Origin of the sequence: Streptomyces sp. NPDC002138 (assembly GCF_040296485.1) — a bacterium.
Taxonomy (GTDB): domain Bacteria; phylum Actinomycetota; class Actinomycetes; order Streptomycetales; family Streptomycetaceae; genus Streptomyces.
In genome coordinates, this window is sequence record NZ_JBEOXE010000015.1 from 82,088 (window position 1) to 94,888 (window position 12,801).

Annotated in this window: 8 protein-coding genes; 4 read left to right on the forward strand and 4 right to left on the reverse strand. The window is 75.6% G+C overall.

Translation table 11 applies throughout. The features are described from left to right. Window positions 1-54: 54 nt before the first annotated feature. The 4 genes from ABT084_RS12860 to serC all read right to left on the reverse strand — a co-directional run bounded on the left by ABT084_RS12860 (window position 55) and on the right by serC (window position 6,381). Window positions 55-3,411, reverse strand: coding sequence for a sacsin N-terminal ATP-binding-like domain-containing protein (locus ABT084_RS12860; RefSeq protein WP_351041779.1), 3,357 nt, complete (start codon window positions 3,409-3,411; stop codon window positions 55-57). A gap of 111 nt (window positions 3,412-3,522) precedes the next feature. Further along, entirely contained in the window at window positions 3,523-4,155 is a 633-nt protein-coding gene (locus ABT084_RS12865) for a class F sortase (RefSeq protein WP_351041780.1), read from the reverse strand. Next, a complete protein-coding gene (locus ABT084_RS12870; protein WP_351041783.1) occupies window positions 4,148-4,987 on the reverse strand; it encodes a hypothetical protein in 840 nt (279 codons plus the stop codon). Before ABT084_RS12870 ends, ABT084_RS12865 begins: the two co-directional genes overlap by 8 nt. Window positions 4,988-5,262: 275 nt before the next feature. Further along, window positions 5,263-6,381, reverse strand: a complete 1,119-nt coding sequence (gene serC / locus ABT084_RS12875) for a phosphoserine transaminase (protein WP_351041786.1) — start codon at window positions 6,379-6,381, stop codon at window positions 5,263-5,265. An 85-nt stretch (window positions 6,382-6,466) separates the two neighbouring features. Here serC and ABT084_RS12880 point away from each other — a divergent pair, with 85 nt between their 5' ends. From ABT084_RS12880 to ABT084_RS12895, 4 genes are all read left to right on the forward strand, one after another. Further along, complete coding sequence (locus ABT084_RS12880) at window positions 6,467-9,220, forward strand: FAD-binding and (Fe-S)-binding domain-containing protein (protein ID WP_502968916.1); 2,754 nt, start codon at window positions 6,467-6,469, stop codon at window positions 9,218-9,220. A 47-nt stretch (window positions 9,221-9,267) separates the two neighbouring features. Then, complete coding sequence (locus tag ABT084_RS12885) at window positions 9,268-10,221, forward strand: EamA family transporter (RefSeq protein WP_351041792.1); 954 nt, start codon at window positions 9,268-9,270, stop codon at window positions 10,219-10,221. A 223-nt stretch (window positions 10,222-10,444) separates the two neighbouring features. Then, complete coding sequence (locus ABT084_RS12890) at window positions 10,445-11,650, forward strand: MFS transporter (protein WP_351041794.1); 1,206 nt, start codon at window positions 10,445-10,447, stop codon at window positions 11,648-11,650. A 303-nt stretch (window positions 11,651-11,953) separates the two neighbouring features. Further along, a complete protein-coding gene (locus tag ABT084_RS12895; RefSeq protein ID WP_351041797.1) occupies window positions 11,954-12,733 on the forward strand; it encodes a TIGR03084 family metal-binding protein in 780 nt (259 codons plus the stop codon). Window positions 12,734-12,801: the final 68 nt, after the last annotated feature.

Genomic DNA, 12,801 nt, shown 5'->3' on the forward strand with positions numbered 1-12,801 from the left:
CGAGAGCACGCACCGGACACCCCTCCTTCCCCACGCACATCCGTCAGACACCCCCTAGTCGAACCAGCGGTCGCGCGCCAGCTCCGCGGTCCGGGACGGGTCCTCCAGCAGGGCCGCGACCTCGAAGCGCCGCGGCCACTGGCCCGCCGCCCAGGCCAGGCCCGCCGCCACGCCCTCGAGGGTCGCCGCATGCAGGGTGCCGTCCGGCGTGCGCCGCCAGTCCAGCTCGACCCCGCCCGCGAGCAGCTCCTCGTGCTCGACGTACGTCGCCGGGGTGGCCGGGCCCAGCAGCGTCCGTACCGCCTCCGGTACGTCGTGCTCCTCGCCCGGGGCGTCGACCTCCGCCGCCACCGTGTCCGACAGGCGGCGCACCTGGAGCAGCTCGGCCAGGTCGGCCGCCCGCGCCGGGGCCACCGGCAGCAGCGGCAGGCCAGCCGCCAGCGGGAGCAGGTCCGGGGCGTCGGCGACCAGCGCGTCGGCCGCGTCCACCACGACCACCTCGCCGTCCACCACCGCGCGCAGCGCGTCCGGCAGGGTGACCTGCTCGGGGTCCAGGTCGGCCAGCGCCCCGTACAGCGCGTGCAGCTGGTGCCCGCTCACCTCACGGTCCGGGTCGGCGAGCCGCCCCAGCAGCTCGGCGGCGCCGCCGGGCTCCTCCAGCAGGGCGGCCACGGAGGTCCGTACGCCCAGCGCCCGCAGGACCTGCTCGTCCTCGAAGCCGGTCGCGTCGGCCGGGGCGTACAGCCCGGCGAGCAGCGGGTCGCCGCCCGCCGCACGCAGCCCGGCCGGGCGGCGGCCGTCGAGCACCGGGTGGTCGCGCAGCCACCACGCGGTGTACGGACGGACCGACTGGGTGGTGCCGTCCGGCAGCAGCACCCGCACCGGCTGGGTCAGGGCGTCCCGCAGCGGCGGCTGCGCGAGCATGGCCAGGGCGCGCGGCCAGCAGTCGTCGTCGACCAGGTCCAGGTCGCGTACGGCGATCAGCTCGGTGGCGACCGGCGGCACCGGGGTGTCGGGGAACTGGTCGAGCAGGTCCTCGCACCACACGTCGACGGCGTCCAGCAGGCCCGCGTCGTCCGGCTCGGCGAAGTCGCCCTCGCGCGGCTCCAGTTCGTCCGGGTCGAGCACCACGTCGGTGGCCCGCACCAGCTGGAAGGTGGCGAGCACCCCGCAGGCGGTGAGCGTGTCCGCGTCCCACTTGGCGGCCAGTTCGGCGTCCACGTACGGGATCTCGTCCTCGCGGACCACCGAGGCCAACGGGCTTCCGGGGAGCAGGAGTTCACCGGCCGGGGTCAGCTCGCCGTCCTCGTCGGGCAGGGCGAGGGCGCCCAGCCAGGGCTCGTCACCGGGCGCGAGGGCGGCGTCCCGGACCAGGCCGAGCACGATGTCGGCCAGCTCGTCGGCGTCAAGCGCGTCCTCGTCCCAGATCTCACCCGCATCCAGCGAACCGGCCACCGCGGCCCGCACCTGCGGGGTGGTCAGCACGGCGCGCGGGGTCGCGGGCAGCGCGCCCAGCTTCTCCAGCAGCGGGTGCGCGGCGTCCGGGTGGGCCACCTTGAGGCCGAGCCGGGTCAGCCCGGCCGGGGTGCCGGGTCCGGGGAGCAGGATGTGGCGCGGGCCGATGGCGGTGCGGATCGCGGAGGCGGCGGAGGGCCGCTCGGGGCCGTCGAATCCCCCGAACCCGTCGAAGTGGCTGGAGCGGTCGGAGCGGTCGGCGTCGCCGAAGCGGTCCGGGGCGTCGAAGTCCCGTACGCCCTCGCCGTCGCCCTCGCCCTCTCCCTCGGCCCCGGGCTCGTCGCCCGCCGGAGCCAGCGGCACCGGCAGCCCCGAGAGCCGGTCCGGGTCCACGCCCGCCAGGGTGTCGTAGAGCCGGTACCACCACCGCGGCGGCCGGTCCGCGCCCGCGATCCGCTCGATGGCGTCGCCCAGCGGGAGCCGCCCGACGCCCAGGGTGCGCAGCTCGGCGCGCCGCTCCAGCCCGGCGGGGAGCAGGGTCGGCAGTACCTCGGCCAGGACCCGTACGGTGTCGGCGCCCGCGCCCTCCACGACCTCGGCCTCGAAGGGGCGCAGGGCGGCCCGGCCCTCCTCGGGACCCGCGTCGGGATCCGCAGGGGCGGCGGCGGCCGGGGCGAGGAAGGCGGTCCGGGGCAGCCGCTCCAACACGGCGGCCCGCAGCGCGCCGTCCAGCTCGCCCTTGCCGAGCGGGCCGGGCACCAGGTCCACCAGCGCGGTGCTCACCGGCTCCCACGCGCCCAGGAGTTCGGCGTAGGCGTCGGCGGCCCGCTGCACCAGGAAGTCGGTCAGCGGCCCGGGCGCCGGGTGGCGGCGGGCGGTGTCCAGCGGCAGGGTCGCGATGAGCAGCGCGGGAATGCCGAGGGGCTCGTCGGTGGGGGTCGGCGCGTGCACGACGGGCGCGGTGGCCGGGCGTACGGGCGCGCCCTCCGCGTCGACGGGCACCGACCAGGACACGGCCCAGGCGGGCCGCAGCCGCTCCTCGACGGGCCGGTCGGCGAGGAGCCGGGGCTCGATGGCGCCGCTGGACCGCACGGTGCGCCAGCGCCGGACGCCGCTCTCGCCCCGGGCGTCCCGGCCGCCCCGGTCGCCGTCGCTGTCCTCGATCACCGTGTACGGGCCCTCGTCGCGGCGGCGCAGGGTCCGCACGCCCGCCGCGGTCTCCACGACCACCTCGGTCAGCCCGGGCAGGGTCAGCAGCAGCGCGTCGTCGATCCCGGCCAGCAGCCGCTCGACGAGGTCCGCGGCGGCCGCGTCGCGCAGCGGCAGGATGACCACGGTGTCGTAGCCCTCGGGCGCGGTGCCCTCGGCGGGCAACGGCAGTCGCAGCAGCGGGACGTGCCCGTCGCGGCGGCGCAGTTCGTCGCCGAGGCCGGGGCTGCCCTGGGAGGCGCCCCGGGCCAGCTCGCGGGCCTCGGCCAGGGACCAGCGGACCCCGCCGTGCCGGCCGACGACGGCGGGCTCGTCGCTGACGGCGAGGACGGCCGCGAAGCCGACGCCGAACCGGCCGACGCTCTCCCACGCGCTCTCGCCGGGCCGCTCCCCGGCGGCCTCGCGCTTGGCGGAGGCGCGCAGGGTGCTCAGCGACTCCACGCCGGTGGCGTCCAGCGGGGCACCGGAGTTGGCGACGGCGAGGACGCCGTGGCCGCCTTCCCCGGAGTGCAGGGTGAGCCGGAGCCGCCCGGGGGTGTGGGCCCGGGCGGCGGCGTCGGCCGCGTTCTGCGCCAGCTCCACGACGAGCCGGTCCCGGTAGCCGCCGAGCGCCAGGTCCTCCTCCGCGTTGGCGTCCTCCCGGAACCGGGCCGGGCCCGCGCCCCAGGAATCGAGGACTCCGCGTCGCAGCCGGGCCGTCCCGAAGGGGTCCACGCCGCTCTGGGCCGCCGTCACTCGCACGCTCACGCCGCTGCCTCCATGCTGTACCGCATTCACCGAATGCCGAAGTCCCGAAGGTATCGCGGCCGGAGGGGCCCGGGCGCGCCGGGCCGCGCGGGGTGCGGCCGCGGCCGGGGGCTACGCGGTGCCGGTGAGGTGGGCGAAGACGACGACGTTGGCGTCCCAGTGGCGGTCCGCGGTGAGCCGGCCGCCACAGGTGATCAGGCGCAGTTCGGCCTTGCCGTGCGTGTCCCCGTAGACCGTGTCCGTGGGGAAGGCGTCCTTCTTGTACGTCTCCACGTGGTCCACGGCGAAGACGGCGGTGCTGCCGTCGGCCCGGTGGATCTCGATCCGCTCGCTCGGCTTCAGCTTCTTGAGGTTGAAGAAGACGGCTTCGGGGGCCTGCGGGGTGTCCATGTGCCCGACGACGGCCGCGGCGCCCTTCTCGCCCGGGGTGGGGCCGTCCTCGTACCAGGCCGCGTCCTTCGGTTTGGCGAAGTCCGGTTCCCGCATGACGCCTTGGGCGTCGAGGCCGACCCCGTCGAGGGGGGCGTCGACCTTGATGTCCGGGATCGTGATGTGGTCCGGTACGGACGGCTCCAGGGCCGAGGCGGCCGTGGTGCCGGCCGGTGCCGTGGCCCCGGCGTCCCGCCCGCCGCCGGAGCAGCCGGTGACGAGGGCGGCGGTGAGGGCGGCGCCGCCGGCCAGGGCGGCCGCGCGGCGCGCGCGGTCGCCCTGGCGGCTCCGTCGGAGGAGGAGCCGCTCAGCCATGGGGCGCGGTGTCCTCGGCGACGTAACCGACGGGGGCCTGGCCGGTGTTCACGGAGCCCTTGGGCTTCTTGTGCTCGCTCGGGGCGAGCGGCTTCAGGTGGTGGTCGGCCGGGTTGGCGCCGCCGCCCTTGGCCTCGGTGGAGAACGTGACGGTGCCGAACTTCTTGCCGCCCGCGAAGGCGTCGACGCCGTAGTAGCCGGTCGTGACGTCCTTGGCGACGACCGCGGTGCCGGTCCAGGTGCCCTTGCCGTCGTTCTTCAGGTTCACCGTGCCGCCGAAGGCGTCCGACCGGACGGAGGCGCTCTTCTCGGTGGTCTTCACGGTGACGGTGACCTTGTCGCCGGGGCGGCCGAAGTCGGTGGAGAGCCGGAGCGTGGACGGCTGGGGCGTGGGGTCCGGCGTGCCGGCCGTGACGGTCAGCTGCGCGGTGGCCTGGAGCTTCCTGCCGTCGGGGCCCGTGCCGGTGAGGGAGACGCCGTAGGTGCCCGCGGGGACCTTGGCGACCGTGGCGGTGGCGCCCCGGCCGTCGGTCATCGTGACATCGTCCAGGGCCTTGGAGGACAGGGACAGGTTCGTCGAACCGTCCGGGACCTCCATCGCGAGCCGGAGGGAGTCACCCGCCCGGGCGGTGGAGGCCGAGAGCTTCAGGGCCACCGGCGCGGAGTGGGTGCCGGTTCCGGTGCCAGTGCCAGTGCCAGTGCCAGGTCCGGTGCCGGGGCTGCTCGAAGCCGTCGGGGCCGGGGCGGCATCGGCGGCGAAGGCGACGGTGGGGACCGCCAGGGCCATCGAGGAGACGAGGGCGATCGCCGAGAGGGTGAGTGCCTTGCGCATGGGATTCCTCCTGAACGGGCCGGGGTTTTTTTCCGGCACACCAGACATGAGGGACATCCTGGGCGGGCGGTTGCAGGGCGCCCGCCACCCCGGGAGGGGACCCGCCGAAGGTCCCGCGGGGTGAACGCGCAGGCGGGCGGGGGAGCAGGGGTGTTCCGTTTGCTGGCTCTTTGCCCCGATTTTTGGGACCAAAGTCCCGGCGGCGGACACGCGCTGGAAAACGGACGGCCCCCGGTGACGGGACGTCACCGGGGGCCGTCGGAGCGGTTCAGCGGTCAGAGCTTCTCGATCACGTAGTCGATGCAGGCGGTCAGCGCCTGCACGTCCGCCGGGTCGATCGCCGGGAACATCGCCACGCGCAGCTGGTTGCGGCCGAGCTTGCGGTACGGCTCGGTGTCCACGATGCCGTTGGCGCGCAGCACCTTCGCGATCGCCGCCGCGTCGATGTCGTCCTGGAAGTCGATCGTGCCGATCACCGAGGAACGCTTCGAGGCGTCCGTGACGAAGGGCTCCGCGTACTTCGACGCCTCGGCCCAGCCGTACAGGTTGGCCGCGCTGGACGCCGTACGGGCGGTCGCCCAGTCCAGACCGCCCTGGCCGTTGATCCACTCGAGCTGCTGGTTCAGCAGGAAGAGGGTCGACAGCGCGGGGGTGTTGTACGTCTGGTTCTTGACCGAGTTGTCGATCGCCGTCGGCAGCGAGAAGAACTCCGGGATGTGCCGGCCGGAGGCGTGCACGCGGGCCGCGCGCTCCAGGGCCGCCGGGGAGAACGCCGCCAGCCACAGGCCGCCTTCGGAGGCGAAGGACTTCTGCGGTGCGAAGTAGTAGACGTCCGTCTCGGTGATGTTTACCGGCAGACCGCCGGCGCCCGAGGTCGCGTCCACCAGAACGAGCGAACCGGCATCGGCGCCCGCGACGCGCTTGATCGGCGCGGCGACACCCGTCGAGGTCTCGTTGTGCGTGTACGCGTACACGTCCACGCCCGCCTCGGCGACCGGCTCGGGGTGCGTCCCGGGCTCGGAGGAGATGACGGACGGCGCGTCCAGCCACGGCGCGAGCTTCGCGGCCGTCGCGAACTTGGACGAGAACTCGCCGAAGGTGAGGTGCTGGGACTTCCGCTCGATCAGCCCGGCGGCCGCGATGTCCCAGAAGGCGGTGGAGCCGCCGTTGCCCAGGATCACCTCGTAGCCCTCGGGGAGGGAGAAGAGGTCCCGCACGCCCTGGCGCACCGAGCCGACCAGGTTCTTGACCGGGGCCTGTCGGTGGGAGGTTCCCAGGAGGGAGGTACCGGTGGCGGCGAGCGCGTCCAGCGCGTCCGTCCGCACCTTGGAGGGGCCCGCGCCGAAACGACCGTCGGCGGGCTTGATGTCAGCGGGAATCTGGATCTCAGCCACGAGCGGAGCGTATCGGTTCCCGGCGCGGCCTTCCGAAGCGCGTCCACCCGGTGAGACGCCCGGCGGCGGTGGCAGGGTGGTCGCCGTGACGGCAACCGGGGATCTTGAGCGGGCATTGCGGACGCGGCTGCGCGGAGGGGTGGATTTCGGCGCCGCCGCGCGGGCGCTGACCACCATGGACGCCTCCAACTACCGCCGGGTCCCGCTCGGCGTGGTCGCCCCGCGCGACGCCGAGGACGTCGCGGCGGCCCTGCGCGTGTGCGCGGAAGCCGGCGTTCCGGTGGTCCCGCGCGGCGGCGGCACCTCCATCGCGGGCCAGGCCACCGGGACGGGCGTGGTGCTCGATCTGACCCGGCACATGAACGCCCTCGTGTCGGTGGACCCCGACGCGCGGACGGCGGTGGTCCAGCCCGGGCTCGTCCTCGACCGGCTGCGGGACGCGGCGCGCCCGTACGGCCTGACCTTCGGACCGGACCCCTCCACGCACTCCCGCTGCACCGTCGGCGGCATGATCGGCAACAACGCCTGCGGGGCCCACTCGGTGGCCTGGGGCACCACCGCCGACAACGTGGCCGAGCTGGCCGTCACCACGTACGGGGGCACCGCGCACCGCATCGGCACCGGCTGGACGGGCGCCCCGGCGGGGCTGCGCGAACTCGTCGCGGGGAGCCTGGGGCCGCTGCGCACCGGGATGCCCCAGGGGCTCCGCCGCCGGATCTCCGGGTACGCGCTGGACGCGCTGCTGCCCGAGCGGGGCACGGAGGTGGCCCGGGCCTTCTGCGGGAGCGAGGGCACGCTCGGGGTGGTGACCGAGGCCGTCGTGCGCCTGGTGGAAGCGCCGCGCGCGCCGGTGCTCGTGGTCCTCGGGTACGCCGACGAGAGCGCGGCGGCGGACGCGGCCGCGGGGCTGCTGCCGCTGGGTCCGCTGACGGTGGAGGGGATGGCGGCGGATCTGGTCGGGGACACGGGCGCGGTGGGGCTGCCGCGCGGCGGTGCTTGGCTGTTCGTGGAGACGCGGGACGCGGGGGCGGCGCGCGAGACCGTACGGGCCGCCGACGCGCTGGACGCGCGCGTGATCGCCGACCCGGCCGGGCAGCGCGCGCTGTGGCGGATCCGGGAGGACGCGGCCGGTACGGCGACCAGGACGCCGGACGGCCGGATGGCCTGGCCCGGCTGGGAGGACTGCGCGGTGCCGCCCGCCCGGCTCGGGGCCTACCTGCGGGAATTCCGGGCCCTGCTGGCGGCGCACGGGCTGCGCGGGACGCCGTACGGGCACTTCGGCGAGGGCTGCGTGCACGTCCGCATCGACTTCGACCTGGTGTCGGCGGCGGGCGTGGCCCGCTTCCGGACCTTCTCCGAGGAGCTCGCCGACCTGGTCGTGGCCCACGGCGGCTCGCTGTCGGGGGAGCACGGGGACGGGCAGGCGCGCGCCGAACTGCTGCCGCGGATGTACGGGCCGGAGCTGGTCCGGCTCTTCGGCGCGTACAAGGACGTGTGGGACCCGGCGGGCGGGATGAACCCCGGCATGCTCGCGCGCCCGGCCCGGCTGGACGAGAACCTGCGCTTCGCGGTGCTGCCGGCCGACGCCCCGCTCGCGCGGGAGGTGGCGCGCTGCGTCGGGGTCGCCAAGTGCCGGTCCACCGAGCCGGGTCCGGGGGTGATGTGCCCGTCGTACCGGGTGACGGGGGAGGAGCGGCACTCCACGCGCGGCCGGGCCCGGCTGCTGCACGAGATGCTGGCCGGGGAGATCGTGACGGACGGGTGGCGCTCGGAGGAGGTCCGGGAGGCGCTCGACCTGTGCCTCGGCTGCAAGGGATGCCGCAGCGACTGCCCGGTGGGCGTGGACATGGCCACGTACAAGAGCGAGTTCCTGCACCGGCACTGGGCGGGGCGGCTCAGGCCCCTGGCTCACTACACGATGGGCGGCCTGCCGCGCTGGCTGCGCCTGATCGCCGCCCTGCGGGCCGCTCCGCTGGTCAACGCGGCCGGGCGGGTGGTGCGGGTTCCGGGGCTGGCGCGGGAGCGGGCCCTGCCGGAGGTGGCGCGGGTGCCGTTCAGCCGGGGGTGGGGCGGTGGCAGGAGTGCGGAAGGTGCGGATGTCCTGTTGTGGCCCGACACCTTTACGGAGTACCTGTCCCCGCAGGTCGGGCGGGCCGCCGTCCGGGTCCTGGAGGCGGCGGGGCTGACGGTCGCCCCGGCGGGCGGACCCGGGGCGCGGCCGGGCGCCGTCTGCTGCGGGCTCACGTACGTGTCGACCGGGCGGCTCGACGCGGCGCGGGCGGTCCTGCGGCGCACGCTGGACGCGGTGGATGCGGTGGATGCGGTGGACGCGCTGGATGCGGTGGACGGCGTACGGGCTCCCGTGGTCGTACTGGAACCCAGCTGCGCGGCGGCCCTGCGCACCGACCTCCCGGCGCTGCTCCCGGACGACCCGCGCGCGGCCCGGCTGGCGGCGTCGGTACGGACCTTCGCGCAGGTACTGGAGGAGCGCGCCCCGGGGTGGCGGCCGCCCCGGGTGGACCGCCCGGTCGCCGGGCAGACCCACTGCCATCAGCACGCGGTCCTCGGCGACGGCGCGGAGCGGCGGCTGCGCGAGCGGGCCGGGCTGACGGGCGAGCTCAGCGGCGGGTGCTGCGGTCTCGCCGGGAACTTCGGATTCGAGCCGGGGCACCACGAGGTCTCGGTGGCCTGCGCGGAGGAACAGCTCCTCCCGGCCCTCCGCGCGGCGGCCGACCGGACCGCCGTCCTCGCGGACGGCTACTCCTGCCGCACCCAGATCGCCCAGCTCAGCACCCGCAGGGCGGTCCACCTGGCGGAACTCCTGGCGGAGGAGTTGTAAGGAAAGACACGGTCGCAGACTCCTTACCGACCCCTTAGCCTGGAATCATGCCCGCACCCTCCTCCGCGCCCTCTTCGTCCGCGAAGAGCACGGCTGCCACCGCTGCCGCCCCTGGTCCCACGACGTCCGCGGCCGCTGCCAAGCCGGGCCGGTTCGGGCCGGTCGCGCTGGTCGTCTCGGCCGGGCTCTCGGTGCAGTTCGGTGCGGCCCTCGCGGTCATGATCATGCCGCGGGCCGGGGCGGCGGGCGTGGTCACGCTGCGCCTGGCGGCGGCCGCGGTCGTGCTGCTGCTCGTGTGCCGGCCCAAGGTGCGCGGGTACTCGCGCTCCGACTGGACCACGGTGGTGGTCTTCGGGATCACGATGGCGGCCATGAACGGGCTGTTCTACCAGGCGGTGGACCGGATCCCGCTCGGACCGGCCGTCACCCTGGAGGTGCTCGGGCCGCTCGTGCTGTCCGTGGTCGTCTCGCGGCGGCTGGTGAACTTGCTGTGGGCGGGGCTCGCCCTGGCCGGCATCGTCCTGCTCTCCGGGCACGGCGGGGGCGGCGGCTTCGGCTCCCTCGACCTGGCCGGGGCGGCGTTCGCCCTGGGCGCGGGGGCGATGTGGGCGGCGTACATCGTCTTCAGCGCCCGCACCGGCCGCCGCTTCCCGCAGGCCGACGGCCTCGCGCTGGCGATGGCGGTCGCGGCGGTGCTCTCGCTCCCGCTCGGCATCATCGAGGCGGGCCCGGCCCTGCTCGTCCCCAGCACCCTCGCCCTCGGCGTCGGGGTCGCGCTGATGTCGTCGGTGCTCCCGTACACGCTGGAACTGCTCGCCCTGCGGCGGCTGCCGGCGCCCACCTTCGCGATCCTGATGAGCCTGGAACCGGCGATCGCGGCGACCGCGGGCTTCCTGGTCCTCGACCAGGCCCTGTCCACGACGGACGCCCTCGCGATCGCCCTGGTGATCGCGGCGAGCATGGGCGCGGTCCGCTCGCAGACGAAGCGCCGACGGGCGTAGGCCGTCCAGGCCGTCCAGGCCGTCCAGGCCGTCCAGGCCGACCGAGCCGCACCCGGGGGCGGGCGGCGGCGAAAGTATCTTGACGTCGAGATTGATGTCCGGCAGGCTGCGGGCGTCAGGTCTCTTGATGTCGAGAGACTTTCGGGGTGGAGCGGAGGCATCGATGGGGGTCGGGCTGGGGGCGCGTCTGCGTCGGCCGCCGGGTGGGCGGGACGCGCGGATCATGCTCCTCGCACAGCTGCTGGACCGGACCGGGACGGGCGTGTGGGCCGCCTCGTCGGTGCTGTACTTCACCTTCGCCGTCGGGCTGGACGCCCGGCAGCTCGGCCTGCTGCTCGGCGCGGCCGGGGTGGCCGGCGTCGCGGGATCACCGCTGGCGGGGCGGCTCGCGGGCCGCTTCCCCGTACGGATCCTGCTGATCGGCTGCCACCTGCTGCGGGTCGCCACCCTCGGCCTGATGCTGGTGTGCACGCGGTTCGACGTGCTGCTGCCCGTCGTCGCGGTCACCTACCTGGGCGACCGCGCGGCCAAGACGCTGGAGATGCTGTTCGCGACCCGCGTCGCGGGCGAGCGGCGCTCGGAGTACCAGGCCCTCTCGCGCAGTGCGGCGAACGCCGGTTACGCGGTGGGGGCGGGCATCGCCGCGATCGGACTCGCCGTCGGGACCCGGGAGGCGTACGCCGCGCTGATCCTCGGCAACGCCCTGTCCTTCGTCGTGGCCTCCGTCCTCGTGTGGCGCACCCACGAACCCCGGTCCCACGGTCATGTCGTGGCCCGCTCGACCGACGCCAAGCCCGCCGCTCCCCGCAGCCCGTGGCGCGACCGCGACTACCTCGCGTTCGTCCTCCTCGACATCCCGATGAACCTCGACGACTCGATCCTCAACGTCGGCCTGCCGCTCTGGCTCGTGAACCACACCTCGGCCCCCCACGCTCTCGTCCCGGCCTTCCTGGCGATCAACACCGTGCTCGTCGTCGTCCTCCAGCTGCACGTGTCGGCCCGGGTCGAAGGCCCGCGCCGGGCCGCCGGAGCGGTGCTCCTGTACGGCCTCACCCTGCTCGCGTGCTGCGTCGTCGTGGCCACCGCGACGGGGGGCGGAGCCTGGACGGCGTCGATCGCCCTGCTCGCCGCGGCCCTGCTGGTCACCACGGCCGAACTCTTCCGCTCGGTCAGTTCCTGGGAGCTGGCGGTCTCCCTGGCCCCCGAGGAATCCCGCGCCTCCTACCTGGGCGTGGCCGGCATGGCCGGGTCCGTCCAGAAGTCGGTGGGCCCCCTCCTCCTGACCGGCGCCGTGATGACGGCCGGCCCCGCCGGCTGGCTCCTCCTCGGTGGAGCCGTGGCCGGACTGTCCGTCGTCCAGCGCCGTCTCTCCCTGCGCCGCCTGGACGCCCTCCTCCCCGCAGCGCCGCCCAGCCGTACGCTCAGCTGATCCCCCGACCGGGGGCGGCCCGGTGGCCCGGTGGCCCGGTGGCCCGGCGGCCCGGTGGCCCGGGCCAACTCCCGCATGCCGGGGCCCCGTTCCGGATTCCGGCTCCCGCGCGAAAAATCATGCAAGCATGCTTGATTGTTTTCTCGGGCGCTGCCAGGCTTCCCTCCACAGCCGTGTCCTGGGGTCCTGAGGGAGCGCATCGTGTCCGAGCCGTCGCCGCCGTCATCGCCGTCACCGTCATCGCCGTCACCGTCACCGCCGTCACCGTCACCGCCGTCACCGCCGTCCACCGCATTCGCCGCCGTGTGCGCCGACCTCCGCGCCGAAGGCGAGGAACTCGACCTCCTGGTCGCCGACCTGCCCGCGCCGGGATGGGCCAAGGCCACCCCCGCCCCCGGGTGGAGCGTCGCCCACCAGATCGCGCACCTCACGTGGACCGACCGGGCGGCGCTGCTGGCGCTCACCGACGCCGACGGTTTCGCGGAGATGGTGGCGGAGGCGCTCGCCGCGCCCGACCGGTTCGTCGACGACGGCGCGGCCGAGGGGGCCGCGCTGGCCCCCGGGGAGTTGCTGACCCGCTGGCGCGCCGGGCGTACGGCCCTGGACCAGGCGCTCGCCGAGGCCTCGCCCGACGTGCGCCACCCCTGGTACGGGCCGCCGATGAAGGCCGCCTCGATGGCCAGCGCCCGGCTGATGGAGACCTGGGCGCACGGCCAGGACGTCGCCGACGCACTCGGCGTACGCCGCGCGCCCACCGACCGGCTGCGGCACGTCGCCCGGATCGGGGTGCGGGCCCGCGACTACGCCTTCGCCGTGCGCGGGCTGCCCGTGCCCACCGAGGAGTTCCGGGTGGAGCTGACGGCTCCCGACGGCGGGGCCACCTGGACGTACGGACCCCCGGACGCCCCGCAGCGCGTCACCGGGCCCGCCCTCGACTTCTGCCTGCTCGTCACCCAGCGGGCCCACCGCGCCGACCTCGGCGTCCGGGCGCGGGGCGCCGACGCCGAGCGGTGGCTCGACATCGCGCAGGCCTTCGCGGGCCCGGCGGGACCCGGCCGCGAGCCGGGCGGCGGCCCCGCGTGAGCGGCGCGCGGCGCGCGCTGCGCATCGGCAACGCCTCCGGGTTCTACGGCGACCGGTTCTCGGCGGTC

Coding starts and splice junctions, on each gene's coding strand:
- ABT084_RS12870 (WP_351041783.1), bottom strand. CDS start 4,987: ATGCGCAAGGCACTCACCCTCTCGGCGATCGCCCTCGTCTCCTCGATG.
- ABT084_RS12885 (WP_351041792.1), top strand. CDS start 9,268: ATGCCCGCACCCTCCTCCGCGCCCTCTTCGTCCGCGAAGAGCACGGCT.
- ABT084_RS12890 (WP_351041794.1), top strand. CDS start 10,445: ATGCTCCTCGCACAGCTGCTGGACCGGACCGGGACGGGCGTGTGGGCC.
- ABT084_RS12865 (WP_351041780.1), bottom strand. CDS start 4,155: ATGGCTGAGCGGCTCCTCCTCCGACGGAGCCGCCAGGGCGACCGCGCG.